Source organism: Campylobacter sp. BCW_6466, assembly GCF_001762835.1.
Classification (GTDB): Bacteria; Campylobacterota; Campylobacteria; order Campylobacterales; family Campylobacteraceae; genus Campylobacter_D; species Campylobacter_D jejuni.
In genome coordinates this window covers 22,416-43,911 of sequence record NZ_MJXO01000065.1, presented here as the reverse complement: position 1 = coordinate 43,911, position 21,496 = coordinate 22,416, and the positions used below count along the sequence as shown (strand labels likewise).

Below are 21,496 nucleotides of genomic sequence, written 5' to 3'. Positions count from 1 at the left end.
AAATGCTTTAATTAAAAATTAATTGACAATAAAAACCTAAATTTAAATTTTTTTCTGCTACAATATCAAATAATATTTTCCATAAATTACAAATTTCTTAAGAAGGCAAAAATATGTTTGATGAAAAAATAATCAATACTATGACAGATAAAGTAAATGAATTAATTGAAAAGTATAACGAAGTTTGCGAAGCCAATGAGGCTTTAAGAAATGAGCTTGTAAGCGTTAAAGCGCAAAATGAAGCAAAAAGTAATCAAATCATGCGTTTAGAAGAAGAACTTAAATCTCGCAATATAGAAAGCGAAGATATTTATAAGAAAATAGAGGCTGTTCTTGGCAGATAATCTAAAACAAGTCATTGTTAATGTCAATGCAAAAGATTTCATTGTTAAGTGCAGTGAAGAATTTGCAAATTTTTTAGAAGATGATATCGCTTTGATTTCTGGCGGTACTAAAAAAATAGAACTTAAACGCTTTGTAGATGCGTTTGTTAAAAAAAGTTATGAAAATTATATTTTAGAAAGAGAACTTAAGAAACTAATAAAAGCAATCAATGAAGAACTCCCGACAAAATGAATAAAGCTTTTACTTTGCTTGAGCTTGTTTTTGTGATTTTGATTTTGGGAATTTTATCAAGCTTATTTTTATCTTTTATCGATACTACAAAAGATGAGGTTAAAATTTTAAAATTAAAAATGGACTATGAAATGCTAAGCTCAGCTCTTGCTTTAATGCGTAGTCAAATGAGACTTAAAAATTTAAATTTTCCAGAAATTTTAGATAATGCGCAAAACAATCAAGCCAAAGAAAAACTCTTTTATTGTTTAAATGATTGTGATTATTCTTTGCTTGATACGCCTATTTATTCTGATTTTAAATCTTGGATAAAAATAGGTAAAAATCACTATAGATTTGCATTAAACGCCAAAGAGATGATTGAATTTATTTATGATTCTAAAGAAGGTTTGTTAAAGTGTATAGGAAGTTCTAGATGCAAAGATTTGATATAAGATATTATGAACTTGCAATTTGTGGTTTGTATTTGGATAATTTAACTTTTCATAGTTTTGATGAAATCAAACCTTTAACACAAGTATTAGTGGATTTAAAAACTAAAAAAAACCTTAAAGCTATCGTGCTTAAAGAATGTCAAAAACCTGATTTTAAAACCGTAGAAATTAAAGAAATTACAGGGTATTTTCTAACTCCTTTGCAGTTTGAATTGGTAAATTTTATTGTTTATTATTATGCTTCAAAACTTGGTTTTGTTTTGGGATTTTTTGAAACTAGTCCTAAGTATGAATGTCAAAAAATGTTTTTTAAAGATACCCCTAAGCTAAGCAATCAACAACAAAATGCCTTAAGTTTTCTTCAAAAAGAAAATAATTCCTTGCTTTTTGCTGATACGGGTAGTGGCAAGACTGAAATTTATATTTCTTTGATAAAAGAGTGTTTAGAACAGGGTAAACAAGCTTTGCTTTTGATGCCAGAAATCGCACTCACTCCACAAATGCAAAAGCGTTTGGAAGTGTATTTTAAGGATAATTTTTTCCTGTGGCATTCTAAAATTTCAAAGAAAAAAAAGCAAGAATATTTAGAGCGTTTTTGCAAGGGAGAAGTGCTTTTAGTAGCGGGTGCAAGATCGGCTTTGTTTTTGCCTTTTAGAAATTTAGGACTTATTGTAGTAGATGAAGAACACGATAATTCTTATAAGGCTTCTAATCAGCCTTTTATCAATGCAAGAGATTTAGCACTTTTTTTGGGTCAAAAAAATAATATTAAAGTGGTTTTAGGTTCTGCAACTCCATCTTTAACGAGCTTTTATAAACAAAAAAGTTTTAGATTAAAAGGAACTTTTTTTGACAGTAAAAAACATTTTTTATATGATGAAAATGAGCTTGGTATAACACCTATGCTTTTAAGCGAATTAGAAAAAAGTTTAAAACATCAAAAACAAGCTATAGTGTTTTTACCTACAAGGGCTAATTTTAGACAAATCATTTGCAAGGATTGTGGGGAAACGATAAAATGTCCTTTTTGTTCTATCGCTATGAGTATGCATAAAAAGAAAAATGTTTTAAAATGTCATTATTGTAATTATACTTCTTTGATAGAGCAAAATTGTCCAAGTTGTAAAGGAGAAATGTTAGAAGCTAGAAAAATGGGGACTGCTGAACTTTTAGAGCTTTTGCAAAATGCTTTGCCTTTAGCAAAAATAGTAAAATTTGATAGCGATGAAATCACAAGCGTTAAAAGGCTTAATACTATTTTAAAAGACTTTAATGAAAATAAGATCGATATACTTATTGGCACCTCTATGCTTGCTAAAGGGCATGATTATCATAGTGTGGATTTGAGTGTGATTTTAGGGCTTGATGAGTATTTGTTTCGTCCTAGTTTTAGAGCGAGTGAAGAAACTTTAGCTTTAGCTATGCAAGTTGCAGGTAGGGCAGGGCGTAAAGGCGAAGCAAGAGTACTTTTGCAAACAAAAAATAGAGCTTTTTTTGAAAGGTATATAGAGGATTATGATGCTTTTTTAAAAGATGAGTTAGAAAATAGAAAAGATCTTTATCCTCCATTTAAACGCCTTTTAAGAGTTCTTATAGAAGATAAAGATCAAAAAAGTGCACAAAAACTTTGTGAAAAATTTGCTTCTCAATTTAAAAATATCAAACAGGTAGAATTGGTAGGCTATGGAATTTGTGGAGTTGAAATGCTGCATGGAAAATATCGTTTTTATTTATTACTTAGAAGTGAAAATTATAAAGCTTTAGTGGCAATTGAAAATTATATTTTGCAATTTAAAAATGTAAGCGCGGATATTGACCCTATTGATTTTGTGTAAGTAAGATAATTATTTATCTTTGTATATCTTTTCAAATTCTTTATAATATTTCCAAGAATCAATAATATGAGGATGTGTTTGTTTTAAATGATTTAGTTCATTTTCAAATATATTAAAAAAAGTGTAAATAAGTGATTTATTTTTTATAAAATAATCTATTACATCTTTTTCTTTCATCATTTTTGATTCTGTTTCATCTATGGTTATTTTAATTTGATATAAAAAATCATACAAATAATGTTTAATTGTTGAAAATAAAAGATTGTTTTGTTCTAATTGCTTAAAATCATTTTTATCAATATATACACCCATATCATTACATAGGTCGTTTTTTATAATTTCTTGTATTATGTCTATTTTTTCATGATTGATATGTTTTCTGTCTAAAATTATGGGAATGCTAGAAGTTCTATCAATATTGAAATTTTTATTATTTTTAGGAGCATTAAGATAAAAGGTGTTATTAATATCTTTAGAATTTGCATAAAGTGTAATAGGAAAAAGATAGCGAATATAACCTCTAAATTCTTTAATTTTAAATAAATCTAATTTATCTTTATGGGGGGGGGGTAAAATTAAAATTTATAGCAAGTAAATTCATAGTATCGTAGGCCTTTGATTGACGGATTTCTTCCATATCAAGATAGTATACTTTGTCTTTGTTAAAATATTTTAATAAATAAGAGATGATAAAAACTCCTTGTTGTAGTTCGTTTATATCGATTTTAATTTTATGATTTTGATGAGCAAGATAGTCAATATAATAACGCCAATCATAAGTTAGATTAAATTCAGAGGGATAGTTTCTTGAAACTTTATTCCAATCTCTTCCCCAGTTATGCTTTAAAATTCCTATTGGATCGCGAACTCCGCAAATAATTTTAGAGTTAAAATCCAATAAAGATAGATATTTATCAAAATAAGGTAGATTAATTTCTGATATATTAATAGCATATTGAGTAATCGTATTGTCATTTAGACACATGTAATTAAGACAATATCTTTCTTTGGCATCAGGCGGTAAAACCCAGGAGGCAAAACAAGTTACATCGCAACATTGATTAAGGTATCTTAAAAATGCTGCTGCTCCAACGCCATGTGGAGAAATATAGATAAATTTATAGTGTTTAGGTAGGGGTAAATTTAAATCCCAAGCTAATTCTGCACAATGTCGACTAGCATCTATTTCTATAAAATTAGGATTGATTAAAGGTGGATAAGGATGTTTTATTGATAAATATCTATCCCTAAATTCGTTAGAATTGAGCCAAGTGCAAATTGTTTCAATATTTTCCAAAACAAAGGTAAAAAATTTTTCATTATTCGAATTTTTTAAAGCTTGTAAAAGAATTTGAGCTAGGGTTGGAGTTAGGTTATTTTTTATATAGAGTAAAAGATTTTGCATATAACCTCTTTTAATTGTATTTAATTTATATATAATTCATAAATATTTAAATGTCATGAAATTTAAATATATTATCAAAAATAAACTTTAATTAAAGCAATAAAAAGTTAAAATTTGATATTAAAATTTTTCAAAGAGTGAAGTTATGGAGTATAAAAGATTTAAAACCAGACAAATCAAAGTAGGAGATGTTTTAATAGGCGGTGATGCACCCATTTCAGTTCAATCTATGCTTTTTACTAAGACAAGAGACATAGAAGCTTCTTTAGAGCAAATCAATCGTCTTTATTTTGCAGGAGCAAATATAGTGCGTTTGGCGTGCTTGGATATGGCTGATGCAAGGGCTTTAAAAGAGATTAAAGCTAAAAGTCCTTTGCCTTTAATTGTAGATATTCATTTTAATCATAATTTGGCTGTATATTGTGCTGAATTTATCGATGGAGTGCGTATAAATCCTGGTAATATAGGTTCTAAAGAAAATATCAAAGAAGTAGTAAAAGCATGTAAAGAACGGGGTATCCCTATACGCATCGGTGTAAATCACGGCTCCATAGAAAAACAATTTAGCAATAAATTTGGCTATGGTGTCGATGCTATGCTAGAAAGTGCGATGTATAATATCAAGCTTTTAGAGGATTTAGACTTTTTTGATATTAAAATTTCCATGAAGACTTCAGATGCTCAAAAAACTATAGAAGCTTATGAGAGATTAAGACCGCTTTGTGATTATCCTTTTCACTTAGGGGTAACTGAAGCAGGAACTAAATTTCATAGCACTGTAAAAAGTTCTATAGCTTTAGGAAATTTACTTCTTAAAGGTATAGGCGATACTATGCGTGTTTCTATGACGGGCGAACTTGAAGAAGAAATTCGTGTAGCAAGGGCGATTTTACAAGATAGCGGAGTGCAAAAAAGCGGAGTAAATATCATCTCTTGTCCAACTTGCGGTAGGATTCAAAGTGATTTGTTAAGTGCGATTAAAATCGTAGAGGAAAAAACCAAGCATATAAAAGAACCTTTAAATATCAGTGTCATGGGTTGTGTGGTAAATGCTTTAGGTGAAGCTAAGGGCGCTGATGTGGCTATAGCCTTTGGGAAAAATCAAGGACTTGTTATAAGACATGGTGAAGTTGTAGCTAAACTGAAAGAAAGTGAACTTGTAGATAGATTTTTAGCTGAAGTTGAAGATGAGGTTAAAAGTAGGGCTGTAAAAGAATAAAAGCCAAGAAGCAAGGTTTAACCTTGCTTTTAGAATGGCCATATCGCTTCTATAACTTTGCTACCCCAAGGTTTTCTTGTGCTTCTATCCACTTCACCTTCTGTTTTATAAAGAATTTTAGCATCTGCTATATATTTACTATCTATAGTATTGTCTTGACCGATGTCATAAGGACGAATAACACCGCTTAATTGTATGATTTGTTTCTCTCCGTTGATTAAAAGCTCTCTTGAGCCTTCGATAAAATAATTACCATTTGATAAAATTTTAATTACACGCGTTGAAATTGTAGTCTTGAAACTTTCATTTCTGCTTTGTGAGCCTGTTCCTGTGTACTTGTTTGAACTATTGGTTTGAAAGCCTATATTAGAATAAGCATTGACTTTATTAAGAGCATTAGCTACCACTCCTGAACTTCCTGTTAAAGCACCTCCGCCTAAATTTGAGGTATTAGTTCTACTTGTTGCTTTATTAGCTTGTGTGCTTTGAGTGGTACTTTCTTGTATAACAACTGTAACTAAATCATTTACATTCATAGCTTTTTTATCTGAAAATAAAGGATTATCCCCTTTGCCAAAAAGCGATCCTGGTGCACTTTCTACATTATTACTTTGTTTTGGTGCAAGTTCTTCTACATAAGCAGGTGGTTTCATTGAAATTTGCGGATCAACCGTTGCAGAACAACCAAAAAATGCAAACGGTAACACATAAAATAAAACTTTTTTCATTTTCGTCCTTTAAAATATGAATTTTTATTTTTCTTTGTTAAAATTAGAAAAAGCAAAGAGTGTTCCACATTTATAAATTCAAGGAGAAAATGATGGCAAATCTTTATTTGATGAGATCTAGAAGTGATGAGTTAAATACTATTATTAGTACAAATTTGCTTAAAAATTATAGCAAAATTTACAAAAATATCGCAATTTATTGCCCTGTAATATACATACATCGCGTCCCTGTTTTGCAAGGTTGGTTGGAAGAATTTAATATCAATCAAACTGTAAAAAGCGCTTATGGTTTTACCTTTAGAGAGGCAATGGAGGAATTTAGCAAAGATCCTCATAATTTTTTTAATGTTATTTTAGAAGAATACGAAGAGTTAAAACGCAAATACGATTTTGTGCTTGTAAATAGCTTTTGCGAATTTGGAATACTTGATGGATTTGATCTTAGTATAAAATTGGCTAAAAATCTTAATACCCCTATCGCTGCTATTATTAACGATGAAGATAAACTTATAGCTCAAAAATATTTCGATCATGCCCTAGATGGTCGTAATTATGTTTTGATTAATGAAAATTTTAATTTTGAAGAAGTGCAAAAGCTTGAAGAGTATGATTTTATAACTCCGCATCGTTTTAAATATGAATTGATTAAACAAAGCGTAAAAAATAAAAAAACTGTTGTTTTGCCAGAAAGTAATGATGAGAGAATTTTAAAAGCTGCTGAAATTTTATTAAAAAGTAAAGTTGTTGATCTTATTTTATTAGGCAATGAAGAAAAAATCAAACAAGATGCTGCTAGATTAAGTCTTGATTTAAGTACTATACAAATTATGAATCCGCTCAATTCAGAATATAATCAAGAATTTACTTCCATTCTTTACGAGGCAAGAAAATCTAAAGGATTGAGTTTAGAAGAGGCTAAGATGCTAGTTCAGGATAAAACTTATTTTGGAACTTTGCTTATACATACTGGAAAAGCTGATGCTATGGTTAGTGGAGCATCAACTACTACAGCTGAAACGATTCGCCCTGCATTGCAGCTTATTAAAACTAAAGAAGGTATTAGTTCTGTTTCGGGAATTTTCTTTATGGGGCTTGAAGATCAAGTTTTAGCTTTTGCTGATTGTGCTGTAAATCCAAGTCCAACTGCTGAACAGCTTGCAACTAGTGCTTATGTAAGTGCTATGACTGCTAAGTCTTTTGGACTTGAACCAAAAATAGCTTTGCTTTCTTATTCTAGTGGTGATAGCGGTAAAGGGGAAAGTGTAGATCTTGTAAAAGAAGCATTAAAAATTGCTAAAGAAAAATACCCTGAGTTAAATATAGATGGTCCTATGCAGTTTGATTGCGCTTATGATCTAAAGACTGCGGCAAAGAAAATGCCAAATTCTAAGATAGCAGGCCATGCAAATGTATATATTTTTCCTGATCTTAATGCAGCAAATATTTGTTACAAAGCAGTTCAAAGAACCGCTAATGCTTTAGCAATCGGTCCTATTTTACAAGGTCTTAAAAAACCTGTTAATGATTTAAGTCGTGGATGTTTGGTAGATGATATTGTAGATACTGTTATTTTAAGTGCTATACAAGCTCAATAGAAAGGAATAATAAATGAAAATTTTAGTTTTAAATTCAGGTTCTTCATCGATTAAATTTAAATTTTTTGATAATAAAATCGTTAAAGCCAGTGGCTTAGTAGAGAAAATCGGAGAGCAAAATTCAAAAGTTATATTAAAAAATGTTTTAAATAGTGAAAGTTTTGAAAGAGAATTAACAATAAATAATCACGAAGAAGGACTTAGTATAGTCAATGAGCTTTTTAAAGAATCAGGAATTTTAGCGGATTTAAATGCTCTTGATGGCTGTGGTCATCGTATAGTTCATGGGGGAAGAAATTTAAGTGAGCATTGTTTAGTAGATGACTATGTTCTTAAAGAGATAGATAGGGTTAGTATTTTTGCTCCTTTGCATAATCCTGCCCATTTAGCAGGTATAAAAACAATGATTAAAGCTGCACCTAGTGTTGCTAATGCAGCTATTTTTGATACAGCTTTTCATCGCACTATGCCTGATTTTGCTTATATGTATGCTTTGCCTTATGATTTTTATGATAAGCATAATATTAGAAGATATGGTTTTCATGGGACTTCTCATGCTTATATTAGTTCTAGAGCGGCAAAATTTCTTCAAAAAGATCAAAATGAATTAAATGTCATCTCTGCTCATCTTGGAAATGGCGCAAGTGTATGTGCTATAGAAAAAGGTAAGAGTGTAGATACTTCTATGGGCTTTACTCCACTTGAAGGACTTATTATGGGAACGCGTTGTGGAGATTTAGACCCTGCTATTTTACCTTTTATAAGTCATATCAAAGGTTTAACTATAGAAGAAATAGATACACTGATGAATAAAAAAAGTGGAGTATATGGAATTTGCGGTTATAATGATTTTAGAGATATAGAAAGAGAGATAGAACAAGGTAATGATAAAGCACGCTTGGCTCTTGATATGTTTTGTTATCGTCTTGTTAAATATATAGGATCCTACTTTGCCGTGTTGCCAAAAACCGATGCTATTATTTTTACAGGTGGTATAGGAGAAAATGATAGTTTGGTTCGACAAAAAGTATGTGAGAGATTAGCTCATCTTGGTATCGAGTTAGATTTTGAACTTAACAAACAAAGGATTTCGGGCGAAAGAATGATAAATCATGCAAATTCTAAAGTTAAAGTGCTTGTTATTCCTACAGATGAAGAATTAGAAATCGCTAGAATTACAGAAGAATTAATAAGCAATTGAAAGAGGTTTATATTTAGTAAAAATTAATTTTCTTTAGATAAAATTTTAATTAAAAATAAAGCATGGATTATGAAAAAATTTAAAGAATTTAGCCTTCGTTTTTTATTTAAAGTATCAGAACAACCTGTTTTAGTGAAGGATTTATTAGAGGCAAATGCACTTTTTAATGACGGTATGCTTGTAGATCCTTCTAAGCTAAATTTTAATTTCAAAATTCTAAATTCTTATATTTATTTTGGTGTTTTTTGTGCTGTGGTTTTGTTACCATTGCTTTTAATTACTCATTATTTTTTAACAAAACTTGACTTTCATATAAGCATAGTGAGTGCTGTTATGGTTACTGCTTGTGTATTTATAGGATATGATATTTTTAAAGTTTATATTCGCAAAATAATCTCAAAAAAAATAATACAAAAAGCCTGGGCTTTGCATTTCCCTTATTTTGCTTATGAAAAATACTCTATAATGGCAGGTGAAATTTATAAGGAAGCCTTAAAAGAAGAAATTCCAAAAGCAAATTTAGAGCAGTATGTTTTAGATAAGATTATTCATTCTAAATAATCTAAAATTTGATTTTGGAATCGCATATTTTCAAGTCTTCTTTTTAAATCTTTATTTTCTTCGTTTAAAACGCTTTCTTCTGTTCTTAATGTAGCAATTTCTCTACTAAGATAATAAATTTGATTTCTAATATAAATTTGTGGAGCAAATAAAAATAACGCAAAACTAACAAGTAAAGCCGCAAAAAGAAGATGATTGAAATTTAGGTTTCTATCTTCTTTGGTGGCATTAGAGAAGCCTTCTAGTAAAACATTTTTTGCCTTTTGAGCATCTTCATCATTTTGTTGTTTTTCTTGGGCTTGATTAGATGGTTTTGGAAGTTCTTGTTTATTTTCTTGTGGTGTTATCTTTTTTTGTAAATTTTCCAAACTTTGTTTAATATCGGGTTGTTTTTCTATAGTTTGGGAATTTTGTATTTTAGGTTCAGTTTTTTGAATTTTTTCTATAGATTTTATAGATTCTTTTTTTTCCTTTTTATCTTGGATAGGATTTTGATCATTTTTTGTTTGAATTTTTGGTTTAGTTTGAATATTTTTTATCTCGTTTATTTTTTTTCTTCCAAATGAAAAAATTTTTTTAGTTTTTTTATTTTCTTCTTTTTTTCTTTCTTTCATTTTGGAAAAAATTTTTTTAGCAAGAGATTGCTTTTCTTCTAATTTAACATTGATCAGATCTTCTTTTAAATATATATTTGATTTTTTAGTATGTTTTGACTCATACTCTTCATCGAGTTCTTCTAAGAATTTATTAGGAGTCTTTTTTTTAAAACGACGTCTTAAAATATCATCGCTAGAAATTTCATTTCTTAAGTCATCATCAAGCGGTTTGCCTTGATTTATGGCGCGAGAAAATTTCAGCATTTTTTGGCGTATGTTTTGGCGTTCTTTTATAAAATCATCTTCTAGCATTATTTATTGTCCAAATTATTAAAATAAAAAGCCCGCATTTTAGCACAACTAGAGCGAGAATTTTTTAAAAGTTCTTCCTTGCTTGCACTTATAGCTTTTTTGGTTATTATTTGCCCTAGGCTATGGTTATTTCCACATTCGCAACGCATTATTTTTTCATCACAAATGCAGTTTTTTGACCATTTTTTGAAAAAATTTTTTACTATTCTATCTTCCAAAGAATGAAAACTAATGATTGCTAAAATGCAATTTTTTGGTTTTAAATTTTCTAAATGTCCAAGAAAATCTTTAAGCACTTTAAGTTCTTGATTTACTTCTATTCTAATGGCTTGAAATGCTAAAGTGGCTTTGGAAATTTTTCTATGATTTTGTTTGCCTTTTCCTATGATTTGATAAAGTTCCTTGGCGCTTTTGATTGGATTTTTACTTCTTTCTAGGCAAATTTTTTCAGCAATAAAATGTGCATCGTGCAATTCTCCATAATCTTTAAAAATGGAAGTTAATTGCTCTTTTGTATAAGTATTAATAATCTCATAAGCCGATATTTTGGAGTTTTGATTCATTCTCATATCCAAAAAGTCAGAATTTACACTAAAACCTCTTTCGTTATTATCGAGTTGAAATGAAGAAACTCCAATGTCTGCTAAAATGCCTCTTAATTCTTCTTTATGTGAAATTTTTTCTAAAACTTCACTAAAATTACTTTGTATAAAAGTTATCCTATTGTGAAAATCTTTAAGACGTTTTTTAGAAAATTCTAAAGCTTGTTGATCTTGATCACAAGCAATGAATTTAAGATCAGGATGATTTTTAAGCAAAGCTTCACTATGTCCGCCAAATCCTAAAGTGCAGTCTAAAAAATAACCTGTTTTAAGATTTTTAAAAATCTCTTGAACTTCATTAAGCAAAACTGGGATATGAGGAATTTCCAAAATTAATCCTAATAAATTTTTATAAACTATAATTATAACTAAATTTCATTGTAAAAATCATAAAATTTAAAGAACAAATATTTTTTGGTAAAAATTTTATAATTAAACTCCACTTAAACACTTCTACGATACAATATCTAGTTTAAATTTAATCAAGGAATGATATGCTTACTTGGATGCAACATCACAAAAAATATCTTGTTGTTACTATATGGGTTAGTACTATAGCTTTTGTTGGCGCTGGCTTTTTAGGTTGGGGTGCTTATGATTTTAATCTCAATAGAAGTTCGAGTGTTGCAACCGTAGGAAATGAAAAGATAGGTTTTAGCGAATTTGATACTAGATATAGACAAATTTTAAGTTATTATAATCAAATTAGCAATGGTGCTTTAACTCCAGAAAATGCTGAGCAACTAGGCATTAAAAATATAGCTTTAAGCTCTCTTGTTGAAGATAAGCTTTTGTTAAATTTTGCCAAAGATTTGGGTATTGGCGTAAACGAGAATGAAATTTTACAAAAACTTGCAAATACTAGAGAATTTCAAGATCCTACAGGGGATTTTAACAAAACGATTTATTATGAACTTTTAAATGCCAATAATTTAACTCCAAAAGATTATGAAACACAACTTGCAAATGAAGTAATTACCGATAAACTTAATCAAATTTTTAATATTCCTAGCAAAGATGAAGAATTAAAAATGTTAGCTTCTAGTTATTTCATGCAAGATGCTTTAAGTATTGCAAAAATTGATTATGACAAAAAAAATATTGAGATTAACGAAGAGGATTTAAAAAAGCTTTGGAATAAACATAAAGAAGATTATAAAACTAAAAAAATATATGAAATTTCAACTTATTTTTTGCCAGTTAACAATGAGAAAATTGACGACAAAGAATTAGAAAAATTTTATAATCAAGATGAAAATAAACTAAAATATAAAGATTTTGCAGGTAAAGTAATGGATTTTCAGTCTGCTAAAAATGAAGTTGCTAAAGATTATGCTTTAACACAACTAAAGAATGTGGCTAATGCTAAATTTTTAGATTTAAAAAATGGGAAAGATAATTTTCAAAAAGATCAAAATATTAGTGAATCTGATGTTTATTATCCAATTGATCTTTTGAATAAAGCTAAAAATGGAGATGTTTTACGACCAGCGCCTTATAATAACGGATATATCATAGTTAAACTAAATAAAGTAGATCCTATAAGAAATAAAACTTTTGAAGAAGCTAGAGAAGAAGTTTTACCTATATATTTAAGCGAACAAGCTAGAAAAAATTTAGAAGAAAAAGCTAAAAATAGTTTAGTAAATTTTAAAGGCGATGATATAGGCTTTGTAAGTCGAGATAGTTCTCGCGTGAGTGTAAAGCTTAGTGATAAGATATTAAATGATTCTGAATTTGCTTATTTTTTAATGAATGTATTTAATGCTGATCAAAATACTTCTTATGTGGTCATTAACGAAAATAAAGCAATATTATATAAAATAAATAAACAAAAATTAGATATGAACTCCGATAAATTTAAACAATACAAAACTATGCTTGAGCAAAATTTGCAAAATTTAAAAGCAAATGAGCTTAAGCAAGAACTTGTTGATGAACTTAAAAAGATATATCCAATAAAAATTTATTATAAAGGGAATTGATTTTGAATATATTAGGAATTGACTTAGGCTCAACCCAGACTTGTGCCATTATTGCTCAAAAAGATGAAGATGGATTAAAAATTATTGGTTTTTCCAAGTCGAAAACCAATGGGGTTAAAAAAGGTGCCATTACCAATATAGAGCTTGCTTCTAAATCTATTGAAGAGGCTGTTAGAAGTGCTGAGATGATGAGTGGAGTTCATTATGATAAGGTTGTGGTGTCTATATCAGGTGCTTATACTAAAAGCGTTGATAGCATAGGTGTTGTTAATATTCCAAATCATGAAATAGGCATTAAAGAAATTCATCGTGCTGTAAGTACAGCTAAGCATACTGCCAATCTACCAAGTGGTTATGAAATTATCCATGTTTTGCCTTATAATTTTAAGGTTAATGATCTTGAACATGTTGATGATCCTTTGGGAATGAGTGGCAATCGTTTGGAAGTTTCAACCCATATAGTGATTTCACAAGAATCTCATATTAAAAATCTTAAGAAAGCAGTTGAATTAGCTGATTTAAGAGTGGATAATATAGTTCTTTCAGGATATGCTTCAGCTATAGCTTGTTTAGATGATAGCGAAAAGGAATTAGGTGCTGTTTTGATTGATATGGGTGGAGCGATTTGTGATATGGTTGTTCATACTGGAAATTCAATTAGATGCAATGATTGTTTGCAAATTGGCTCGATTAATATCACCCAAGATTTATCAATGGCATTGCATACACCTTTAAAAGAAGCAGAAAAAATCAAGCTTAATTATGCAGCTCTTTCACAACAGCCTAATACCCTTATACAAATTCCTTCAATGGGTGATGAAAGAAAGGTTAATGAAGTTTCTTTGGATATTATTTCAAACGTAATTTATGCAAGAGCGGAAGAAACTTTGATGATTTTGGCAAAAATCTTAAGTGATAATCGTCATGCCAATACTATAGGCGGTGGAGTTGTTTTAACAGGCGGAATGACTAAATTAGCAGGTATTGATGAGCTAGCTCCTGCAACATTTGATAATCGCTCAGTTAGACTGGCTACTGCAAGAAAAGATTTGATTACTGGTTTTAGTGAAATTTTTAATGATCCTGAAAATACTTGTGCTATAGGACTTTGTTTATACGGAGCGGGGTATTTTACGCCTTATGAACTTGATTCTAATGAGAAATTAAGATATAAAGGGGAAATTGAAAATTTTAATCGTCAAATTAAACAAGATATTGTTTTGCAAAAAGATACAGAAAGTGAAATAAAATCTGATTTTTTTGATGAAAATTTGCAAGAAAATGATACAATTGCAATACAAGAACAATTAGATTTTAAAGAGCCAAAAGAAAAAAAACCTAGCGTTTTTTCAAATATCTGGCATAAAATTATGAATCAATTTTAACAAGGAGAAATTTTTATGAGCGAATTTTTAGTAGAAGAAATGCAACATAATAAAGGTGCAAAAATTAAGGTTATAGGCTGCGGTGGCGGTGGCGGTAATATGATTAACCATATGGTTAAAATGGGATTAAACGATCTTGATTTAATTGCAGCGAATACTGATGCACAAGCTATTTCAATTTCATTAGCAAAAACTAAAATTCAACTTGGCGAGAAAAAAACTAAAGGTTTAGGCGCTGGTATGCTTCCTGAAGTAGGTGCAGAAAGCGCTAGAGAAAGTTTTGAGGAAATAAAAGCAAGTCTTAGTCAAAGTGATATTGTATTTATTGCTTCAGGTTTTGGTGGAGGTACTGGAACGGGTGCCACTCCAGTTATTGCACAAGCAGCTAAAGAGATTGGAGCTTTAACTGTTTCTGTTGTAACTATGCCTTTTGCATTCGAAGGAAAACAAAGAAAAAAACTTGCTGAAAGCGGTCTCCTTGAGCTTAAAAAAGAAAGTGATTCTATTCTTGTAATTCAAAATGAAAAATTATTGAGCATTATTGATAAAAAAGCAGGCATTAAAGATGCTTTTAGATTGGTTGATGATATTTTAGCTCGTGCTGTAAAAGGTATGGTGTCTATCTTGCTTGATAATGGAGATATTAATGTTGACTTTGCGGATGTAAGAACCATCATGAGTCATCGCGGACTCGCGCTTATGGGTGTTGGTAGTGCTAGTGGTGAAAATGCTATAGAAGAGGCCCTTTCAAACGCTATAGAATCTCCTTTGCTTGATGGAATGGATATTAAGGGTGCCAAGGGAGTTATTTTACATTTTAAAACAAGTTCTAATTGCTCTTTGTTTGAAATTTCAGCAGCAGCAAATAGTATACAAGAAATTGTTGATGAAAATGCTAAGATTATTTTTGGTTCTACCACAGATGATAGCATGGAAGATAGAGTTGAAGTTACTATTATTGCAACAGGGTTTGAAGACAAAGATACAGTAGCTAAAAAATCTACCGAAGAAGCTCAAGCTTCTAGGAAAAATCCTTATTTAAGTCTTAAAAAGGTAAGCGGTGGTTACGATGAAGAGATAATGGCGCAAATTGAAACACCAACTTTCTTGCGTCGTCAAATGGATTAAAATTGATTTTTAAAGCAAGATTGAGTCAAATCTTGCTTTTTATAGTTTAAAATTCTCTCCTAATAATCTTTCAAATATTTATTTTTCTTTGTTTTTAAAAGTTGGAACACTCTTTGCTTTTATAGCTATAAAATCTTAATTTTATAGGTGAAAATATGCAAAATGGATATTATCAAGCAACTGGCGGAATGGTAACTCAGTTTAATAAACTTGATGTGATTACTAATAATCTTGCCAATATTAATACAAGCGGATATAAAAGAGATGATGTGGTTATTGCAGATTTTAAAAGGATTTTTAAAGAAACTCAGGATGAGTTGCCTATAGAAAATCACACAAGAGATGCATCTCGTTTTGTAAATACTACAATAGATGGAATCCCACAAGTTTCTCAAGAATATACGGATTTTAGCCTAGGTTCTTTAAAGGCCACAAACAATCCTTTGGATTTGGCAATGACTAGAGAAGATGCTTTTTATTTGGTTCAAACCAAAGATGGAGAAGTAAGATTAACTAAAGATGGAAATTTTCAACTTGATGATGAGGGTTATTTGGTAAATAAGCAAGGATACAAGGTATTAAGTAGTGATTATTTTAATAATCCTCAGAATGCTGGCATACGCATTCCTAATGGTACTGTTCAAATTAGCGTTGATAAAAACGGAAGCATTGAGGTTGATGGAGCTCAAAATGCAAGATTATTTGTAGCACAAGTAGATGATATAAGAGCTTTGCAAAAAGATGGGGATAATGTCTATAAAATAGATGATCTAACCCGCATTAGAGATTTGGAAAACTCCAATGCTATTCGCCAAGGTTTTTCTCAGGGATCAAATGTTAATCCAGTTACTGAAATGGTAGGACTGATTGAAGCAAACAGAATGGTAGAAATGTATCAAAAAGTTATGACAGCTCATATGGATGACTTAAATCAAGAAGCTATCAATAAGCTTGCAGCTGTTAAATAATTTAAAATAAAATAAAAAAAGGATTAAAAATGATGAGATCACTTCATACTGCTGCTACGGGAATGGTAGCGCAGCAAACACAAATTGATGTTACTTCAAATAACATCGCCAATGTTAATACAGCAGGTTTTAAGAAAAGTCGCGCAGAATTTGCTGATCTTATGTATCAAGTTATGAAGTATGCAGGAACTTCAACTTCAGCTACTACTCTTTCTCCTTCGGGTATAGAAGTGGGTGTGGGTGTGCGTCCAACAGCGGTAACTAAAGTTTTTACTGAAGGAAATTTAAAATCAACAAGTACCGATGGTCTTGATATGGCTATTGCAGGTAATGGTTTTTTTCAAATACAACTTCCTGATGGCACTATAGGATATACTAGAAATGGGCAATTTACAAAAGATAATGAAGGCAATATTGTAAATTCAGATGGTTATAGACTTTTACCTGAAATGACAATACCTGAAGGCGCAACAGCAATTAATGTTGCTACAGATGGAACCGTTTCTGTAATGCTACCAGGGGAGCAACAAGAAACTCAAATTGGCCAAGTGGAGCTAGTTCAGTTTATAAATCCAGCGGGTCTTCATTCTATGGGTGATAATCTTTATCTTGAAACAGGAGCAAGTGGTGCACCTGTTGCGGGTATAGCAGGACAAGATGGGCTTGGAACAATAAGACATGGATTTATAGAACTTAGTAATGTTCAGCTTGTTGAAGAAATGACAGATCTTATCACAGGACAAAGAGCTTATGAAGCGGGTTCTAAGGCAATTACAACAAGTGATGATATGCTAGGAATTGTAAATCAGCTTAAGCGATAGTTGATATAAAATAAATAATTTTTAATTCTTTTTTGTTTAATGGCGTGTTAAACGCCATTAAATTTTTAGCAAGAGTAGCAAGTTTTAAATTCATAAGCAGTTGGACGAGCTTCTACTGGCCAAACTTGTGTTTCAAATTTTAAATGCTGATAGTCATCGATAAAAATATCGCTCATTACAGGTTTTAAATAAGAATTATGTCGGATTAAAGCTTCTAAACTTCCTCTTAGAGTATGTGGTAATTGCTCTATCCCTTTTTCACGTATTTCATCCAAAGTAAGATCAAATAAATTTTCATCCATAGGACCCACAGGAATGGTTTTATTTTTGATTCCATCAAGACCTGCCATTAAAAGACTAACAAAAGCTAAATAAGGATTAGCAGTGCTATCAGGGAAGCGAATTTCTATACGAGCTGAATTTTTACCTATGCCATAAGGAACGCGACAACTTGCTGATCTGTTTTGACAAGAATAAGTTAAAATACAAGGAGCTTCAAAGCCAGGAACTATTCTTTTGTAAGAGTTGGAACTTGGATTTGTAAAAGCTGCAACACTTCTAGCATTTTTTAAAATTCCACCTATATAATTTATAGCAGTTTGACTAAGTCCACTGTATCCATCTTTATCGTAAAATAAATTTACTCCATCTTTCCATAAGCTCATATGAACATGCATACCATTGCCATTATCTCCGTATAAAGGTTTTGGCATAAAAGTGGCAGTTTTGCCATTTAAATGAGCTACCATTTTTACAACATATTTATAAATTTGAACATTGTCAGCTGCTTCTACAAGCGTGCCAAAATTTACTCCTATTTCAGCTTGTCCTTGTGCAACTTCATGATGATGAACAAAAGTTTTAAGACCTACTTTTTCAAGGGTTTGAACCATTTCAGAACGAATATCTACTAAAGAATCAATTGGCTGAACTGGAAAATATCCACCTTTGTTTCTTGGCCTGTGTCCAGTATTGTAGCTATCGGTAAATTCTCTATCATCATTCCACTCTCCTTCTTCGGTATCAACTTCATACTTAGAACAATGAGTAGTATCAACTATTTTTACACTATCAAAAACAAAGAATTCATTTTCTGGTCCAAAGTAAGCAGTATCAGCTATGCCACTATTTTTAAGGTGTTCCATTGCTTTTTTTGCTATGCTTCTTGGACATTTTTCATACATTTGTCCTTTGTAAATATCATACACATCACAAAATACTATGATAGTAGGATCAGCTGTAAAAGGATCTAAAAAAGCACTTTGAGCATCAGGTTTTAAAATCATATCTGATTTTTCTATAGGTTGCCATCCATGGATTGAGCTTCCATCAAATGGAATGCCAGTTTGAAATGTTTCTTCATTGATTGCATGAAGATTATAGGTAATATGATGCCAAGTTCCTATCATATCTGTAAAACGAAAATCAACAAAAAGCACTTCATTTTGTTTGCAAAATTTGAAAAAATCATCTATATTATTAACAAATTTTCCCATATTTTTACTCCTTTATGTAATTAAATTCATAAAATTATATCATAAAATTTTTAATTAAGATTTAATTAATATATTTTTTTTAATAAATTTAAAAATTTAATTTAAAAAGATTAAAAAATAAAAATTTATATTTTTGTTTTAGATAAAATTGATTATAATTTTGAGAAATTATTGAAAATCTAGATTTAAAAAAAGGAAAAAAATGACTCAAGAAGAGCTTGATGCTTTGATGAACGGTGATGTTGATCTTGATTCAGAGACAGAAGCAGAGGTAAAAACCGAAGAATCGAATACCGAAGAAGATGCTTTGATGTTAGAAGATGTCAAAATAGCTGATTACAAACCTAATCCTAGTGTAGTATGGCCACCACCCCCACCAAATCAGGAGCATAAAGTTGTGCATCAGTTAGATGATGTTACAAAAGATAGCGAGCTTAAAGCAACGGAAATGATGGATAAGCTTGAAAGTATTAATAATTTTTTTGCGGATTCTGAAAGTTTACTCAAAGAAATAAATAAAGCAATAGAAAAAAATATTGATATTTTTTCCAAACTTAATGAAAAATTTCCTAATGTAGAAAGTTTCAGTGAAGCTTTAGAATTAAACAATCAAGCTAAAAAAAGTTCTAGGGAGATTGTCGGAAATCTTCAAAGCGGACAAGATGAAGTGATGATGGCAATGGATGCAATGCAATATCAAGATATACATCGTCAAAAAATCGAACGTGTTATTAATGTAATGCGTGCTTTAAGTCGTTATATGAGTTCTTTATTTGAAGGTAAAATTGATGATAAAAAACGTGTAAGTTCTGCAGTGCATATTGAAGGTGATAGCACTACTGATGTTGTAAGTAATGATGATATAGAAGCTTTAATTGCAAGTTTAGGGCAAAAATGATCATTCCTGAAATAGTAGCTCCTGCAGGAAATTTCACAAAATTAAAAATTGCTTTAGCTTATGGCGCAGATGCGGTTTATGCGGGTGTGAATAATTTTTCTTTAAGATCACGCACTGCAAGAGAATTTAATTATGAAAGTTTTGAAGAAGCTATCAAATATACCCATGAGCGTGGTAAAAAAATTTATGTTACTTTAAATGGTTTTCATTTAAGCTCTCAAATTGAAGGCTTAAAAAGACATATATTAAAATTACGTGAGATGAAACCCGATGCATTTATTGTAGCTTCTGTTGGAGCTATGCGTCTTGTTAAAGAACTTGCACCTGAAATTTCTTTACATGTTTCTACTCAGGCAAATATTTTAAATTATTTAGATGCTCAAGTTTATAAGGATATGGGTGCTAAAAGGGTTGTAATTGCCAGAGAATTAGGGCTTAAAGACGCTAAAGCTTTAAAGGAAAATTGTGATATTGAACTCGAAGCCTTTGTGCATGGTTCTATGTGTTTTGCTTATTCAGGGCGTTGTTTAATAAGCTCTGTGCAAAGTGGAAGAATGAGCAATCGTGGATCTTGTGCAAATGATTGCAGATTTAATTATGAGCTTTATGCTAAAAATCCAGAAAATGGTACTTTATTTCGTTTAGAAGAAGATGAAAATGGTACTCATGTGTTTAATTCTAAGGATTTAAATCTTTGTTCTTATATAGAAAAAATCATGCAAGAAAATTGTATCAGTGCTTTTAAAATAGAAGGGCGTACTAAAAGTGAATATTATGTTGCACTTACAACAAGGACTTATAAAATGGCCATACAAGATGCTTTAGAGGGTAAATTTGAGTCAAGTAAGTATGAAAAAGAGATTGCTACACTTAAAAATCGTGGTTTTACAGATGGCTATCTTGTTTCGCGTCCTTTGGAAAAAACCGACACGCAAAATCATAATACAAGCATAGAAGAAGGTTCTCATCAAGTGCATGCTATAAGCGAAGATGGAAGCTTTTTTAAATGTAAAGGGAAAATCGTTTTAAACACGCCTTATGAAATTTTAGCTCCTTTAGGCGATGTGATTCAAACTTGCGATAATGAACTAGGTAAAATTTATCAAAAAGAGGATAAATATTTTATAGAGTTTAAAAAACTCATTGCTAAAAACAATAAAGAATTTAGCGAAATTCATAGTGGCAATGAACATGAAATCCAATTACCAAATAAAATCAGTGCATTAAGTTTTTTAAGAAAGGAAATATAGATGAATTTTGTTTCTATTTTAATGGGAAGCAAGAGTGATTATGAGACTATGAAAGAGGCTGCTAAAACTTTAGAAAGTTTTGGGATAAAGTATGAACTTATTATCTCATCAGCTCATCGTAGTCCAAAAAGAACAAAAGAGTATATTGCAAATGCTGAAGAAAAGGGTGCGAAGGTTTTTATAGCAGCAGCTGGAATGGCGGCGCATTTGGCTGGAGCTGTTGCAGCTTATACCACAAAACCTGTTTTGGGGGTGCCTATGCCAGGAAGCAATCTTGCAAGTATGGATTCTTTGTTTTCTACGGTGCAAATGCCTAGTGGAATTCCTGTAGGAACTTTAGCTATTGGCAAGGCTGGAGCAATCAATGCTGCTTATTTGGCTATGCAAATTTTAGCTATTTATGATGTTGATTTAGCACAAAAGCTTAAAGAAGATCGTCTTGAAAAAGAAAAAAAACTTGTATCTGATTCAAAAGAAGTAGAAGTTTTATTATAAGGGATA

At 30.6% G+C, this 21,496-nt stretch carries 20 protein-coding genes and 1 pseudogene; 16 read left to right on the top strand and 5 right to left on the bottom strand.

Going from position 1 to position 21,496, the window contains the following annotated elements:
* Window positions 1-113 precede the first annotated feature (113 nt).
* The 4 genes from AJ887_RS06605 to AJ887_RS06590 are packed head-to-tail and all read left to right on the top strand — an operon-like array spanning window position 114 to window position 2,845.
* A complete protein-coding gene (locus AJ887_RS06605; protein ID WP_002852327.1) occupies window positions 114-344 on the top strand; it encodes a hypothetical protein in 231 nt (76 codons plus the stop codon).
* Window positions 334-576 (top strand): hypothetical protein, encoded by a 243-nt coding sequence (locus AJ887_RS06600; protein WP_002854947.1) that lies wholly within the window; start codon window positions 334-336, stop codon window positions 574-576. The genes AJ887_RS06605 and AJ887_RS06600 overlap by 11 nt, the downstream gene beginning before the upstream one ends.
* The gene (locus AJ887_RS06595) at window positions 573-1,010 is read left to right on the top strand and encodes a type II secretion system protein (protein WP_070240530.1); all 438 of its coding nucleotides are present in this window, start codon (window positions 573-575) and stop codon (window positions 1,008-1,010) included. Before AJ887_RS06600 ends, AJ887_RS06595 begins: the two co-directional genes overlap by 4 nt.
* Window positions 992-2,845 (top strand): primosomal protein N', encoded by a 1,854-nt coding sequence (locus AJ887_RS06590; protein WP_079860895.1) that lies wholly within the window; start codon window positions 992-994, stop codon window positions 2,843-2,845. Before AJ887_RS06595 ends, AJ887_RS06590 begins: the two co-directional genes overlap by 19 nt.
* A 9-nt stretch (window positions 2,846-2,854) precedes the next feature.
* Here AJ887_RS06590 and AJ887_RS06585 read toward each other — a convergent pair.
* Window positions 2,855-4,250: pseudogene (locus tag AJ887_RS06585) on the bottom strand (DUF2972 domain-containing protein).
* A 145-nt stretch (window positions 4,251-4,395) separates the two neighbouring features.
* Here AJ887_RS06585 and ispG point away from each other — a divergent pair.
* Complete coding sequence (gene ispG / locus AJ887_RS06580) at window positions 4,396-5,469, top strand: flavodoxin-dependent (E)-4-hydroxy-3-methylbut-2-enyl-diphosphate synthase (protein WP_070240528.1); 1,074 nt, start codon at window positions 4,396-4,398, stop codon at window positions 5,467-5,469.
* A 29-nt stretch (window positions 5,470-5,498) separates the two neighbouring features.
* On the opposite strand, the gene flgH is transcribed toward ispG, so the two are convergent.
* Window positions 5,499-6,197, bottom strand: a complete 699-nt coding sequence (gene flgH / locus AJ887_RS06575; RefSeq protein WP_002876962.1) for a flagellar basal body L-ring protein FlgH — start codon at window positions 6,195-6,197, stop codon at window positions 5,499-5,501.
* Between the two features lie 89 nt (window positions 6,198-6,286).
* On the opposite strand from flgH, the gene pta reads away from it, so the two are divergent.
* The 3 genes from pta to AJ887_RS06560 all read left to right on the top strand — a co-directional run bounded on the left by pta (window position 6,287) and on the right by AJ887_RS06560 (window position 9,554).
* Window positions 6,287-7,792, top strand: a complete 1,506-nt coding sequence (gene pta / locus AJ887_RS06570; RefSeq protein ID WP_074497387.1) for a phosphate acetyltransferase — start codon at window positions 6,287-6,289, stop codon at window positions 7,790-7,792.
* 13 nt (window positions 7,793-7,805) lie between these two features.
* On the top strand, window positions 7,806-8,993 hold the full coding sequence (locus AJ887_RS06565; protein WP_070240526.1) for an acetate kinase: 1,188 nt from the start codon (window positions 7,806-7,808) through the stop codon (window positions 8,991-8,993).
* Window positions 8,994-9,062: 69 nt separating this feature from the next.
* Window positions 9,063-9,554, top strand: coding sequence for a hypothetical protein (locus AJ887_RS06560; protein ID WP_070240525.1), 492 nt, complete (start codon window positions 9,063-9,065; stop codon window positions 9,552-9,554).
* Here the strand turns inward: AJ887_RS06560 and AJ887_RS06555 are convergent.
* Window positions 9,542-10,462: a hypothetical protein gene (locus AJ887_RS06555; RefSeq protein WP_052949662.1), complete on the bottom strand. Its 921-nt coding sequence runs from the start codon at window positions 10,460-10,462 to the stop codon at window positions 9,542-9,544. The genes AJ887_RS06560 and AJ887_RS06555 overlap by 13 nt on opposite strands.
* Complete coding sequence (rsmH, locus tag AJ887_RS06550; RefSeq protein WP_044780523.1) at window positions 10,462-11,394, bottom strand: 16S rRNA (cytosine(1402)-N(4))-methyltransferase RsmH; 933 nt, start codon at window positions 11,392-11,394, stop codon at window positions 10,462-10,464. Before rsmH ends, AJ887_RS06555 begins: the two co-directional genes overlap by 1 nt.
* A gap of 164 nt (window positions 11,395-11,558) precedes the next feature.
* Between rsmH and AJ887_RS06545 the strand changes: the two genes are divergently transcribed.
* The 5 genes from AJ887_RS06545 to flgG all read left to right on the top strand — a co-directional run bounded on the left by AJ887_RS06545 (window position 11,559) and on the right by flgG (window position 17,351).
* Window positions 11,559-13,049, top strand: a complete 1,491-nt coding sequence (locus AJ887_RS06545) for a peptidylprolyl isomerase (RefSeq protein WP_070240524.1) — start codon at window positions 11,559-11,561, stop codon at window positions 13,047-13,049.
* On the top strand, window positions 13,046-14,434 hold the full coding sequence (gene ftsA / locus AJ887_RS06540) for a cell division protein FtsA (protein ID WP_079860894.1): 1,389 nt from the start codon (window positions 13,046-13,048) through the stop codon (window positions 14,432-14,434). The genes AJ887_RS06545 and ftsA overlap by 4 nt, the downstream gene beginning before the upstream one ends.
* Window positions 14,435-14,449: 15 nt before the next feature.
* Window positions 14,450-15,562, top strand: coding sequence for a cell division protein FtsZ (ftsZ, locus tag AJ887_RS06535; RefSeq protein ID WP_002921956.1), 1,113 nt, complete (start codon window positions 14,450-14,452; stop codon window positions 15,560-15,562).
* A 155-nt stretch (window positions 15,563-15,717) separates the two neighbouring features.
* Window positions 15,718-16,530: a flagellar hook-basal body protein gene (locus AJ887_RS06530; protein WP_070240522.1), complete on the top strand. Its 813-nt coding sequence runs from the start codon at window positions 15,718-15,720 to the stop codon at window positions 16,528-16,530.
* 29 nt (window positions 16,531-16,559) lie between these two features.
* Entirely contained in the window at window positions 16,560-17,351 is a 792-nt protein-coding gene (flgG, locus tag AJ887_RS06525) for a flagellar basal-body rod protein FlgG (RefSeq protein WP_002852142.1), read from the top strand.
* Between the two features lie 65 nt (window positions 17,352-17,416).
* Here flgG and glnA read toward each other — a convergent pair whose 3' ends face one another.
* A complete protein-coding gene (gene glnA, locus AJ887_RS06520; RefSeq protein ID WP_002854995.1) occupies window positions 17,417-18,847 on the bottom strand; it encodes a type I glutamate--ammonia ligase in 1,431 nt (476 codons plus the stop codon).
* A 202-nt stretch (window positions 18,848-19,049) separates the two neighbouring features.
* Here glnA and AJ887_RS06515 point away from each other — a divergent pair, with 202 nt between their 5' ends.
* The 3 genes from AJ887_RS06515 to purE are packed head-to-tail and all read left to right on the top strand — an operon-like array spanning window position 19,050 to window position 21,490.
* The gene (locus AJ887_RS06515) at window positions 19,050-19,745 is read left to right on the top strand and encodes a chemotaxis protein (RefSeq protein WP_044794184.1); all 696 of its coding nucleotides are present in this window, start codon (window positions 19,050-19,052) and stop codon (window positions 19,743-19,745) included.
* Window positions 19,742-20,995, top strand: a complete 1,254-nt coding sequence (locus tag AJ887_RS06510) for a peptidase U32 family protein (protein WP_002855167.1) — start codon at window positions 19,742-19,744, stop codon at window positions 20,993-20,995. Before AJ887_RS06515 ends, AJ887_RS06510 begins: the two co-directional genes overlap by 4 nt.
* Window positions 20,996-21,490, top strand: a complete 495-nt coding sequence (gene purE / locus AJ887_RS06505; RefSeq protein ID WP_070240521.1) for a 5-(carboxyamino)imidazole ribonucleotide mutase — start codon at window positions 20,996-20,998, stop codon at window positions 21,488-21,490.
* The last annotated feature ends 6 nt before the right edge of the window (window positions 21,491-21,496 follow it).

Excerpts from the sequence above, each read along its gene's own strand:
- AJ887_RS06605 (WP_002852327.1), top strand. The coding sequence starts at position 114 with ATGTTTGATGAAAAAATAATCAATACTATGACAGATAAAGTAAATGAA.
- AJ887_RS06595 (WP_070240530.1), top strand. The coding sequence starts at position 573 with ATGAATAAAGCTTTTACTTTGCTTGAGCTTGTTTTTGTGATTTTGATT.
- AJ887_RS06590 (WP_079860895.1), top strand. The coding sequence starts at position 992 with ATGCAAAGATTTGATATAAGATATTATGAACTTGCAATTTGTGGTTTG.
- ispG (WP_070240528.1), top strand. The coding sequence starts at position 4,396 with ATGGAGTATAAAAGATTTAAAACCAGACAAATCAAAGTAGGAGATGTT.
- flgH (WP_002876962.1), bottom strand. The coding sequence starts at position 6,197 with ATGAAAAAAGTTTTATTTTATGTGTTACCGTTTGCATTTTTTGGTTGT.
- pta (WP_074497387.1), top strand. The coding sequence starts at position 6,287 with ATGATGGCAAATCTTTATTTGATGAGATCTAGAAGTGATGAGTTAAAT.
- AJ887_RS06565 (WP_070240526.1), top strand. The coding sequence starts at position 7,806 with ATGAAAATTTTAGTTTTAAATTCAGGTTCTTCATCGATTAAATTTAAA.
- AJ887_RS06560 (WP_070240525.1), top strand. The coding sequence starts at position 9,063 with ATGAAAAAATTTAAAGAATTTAGCCTTCGTTTTTTATTTAAAGTATCA.
- AJ887_RS06555 (WP_052949662.1), bottom strand. The coding sequence starts at position 10,462 with ATGCTAGAAGATGATTTTATAAAAGAACGCCAAAACATACGCCAAAAA.
- AJ887_RS06545 (WP_070240524.1), top strand. The coding sequence starts at position 11,559 with ATGCTTACTTGGATGCAACATCACAAAAAATATCTTGTTGTTACTATA.
- ftsZ (WP_002921956.1), top strand. The coding sequence starts at position 14,450 with ATGAGCGAATTTTTAGTAGAAGAAATGCAACATAATAAAGGTGCAAAA.
- AJ887_RS06530 (WP_070240522.1), top strand. The coding sequence starts at position 15,718 with ATGCAAAATGGATATTATCAAGCAACTGGCGGAATGGTAACTCAGTTT.
- flgG (WP_002852142.1), top strand. The coding sequence starts at position 16,560 with ATGATGAGATCACTTCATACTGCTGCTACGGGAATGGTAGCGCAGCAA.
- glnA (WP_002854995.1), bottom strand. The coding sequence starts at position 18,847 with ATGGGAAAATTTGTTAATAATATAGATGATTTTTTCAAATTTTGCAAA.
- AJ887_RS06515 (WP_044794184.1), top strand. The coding sequence starts at position 19,050 with ATGACTCAAGAAGAGCTTGATGCTTTGATGAACGGTGATGTTGATCTT.
- AJ887_RS06510 (WP_002855167.1), top strand. The coding sequence starts at position 19,742 with ATGATCATTCCTGAAATAGTAGCTCCTGCAGGAAATTTCACAAAATTA.
- purE (WP_070240521.1), top strand. The coding sequence starts at position 20,996 with ATGAATTTTGTTTCTATTTTAATGGGAAGCAAGAGTGATTATGAGACT.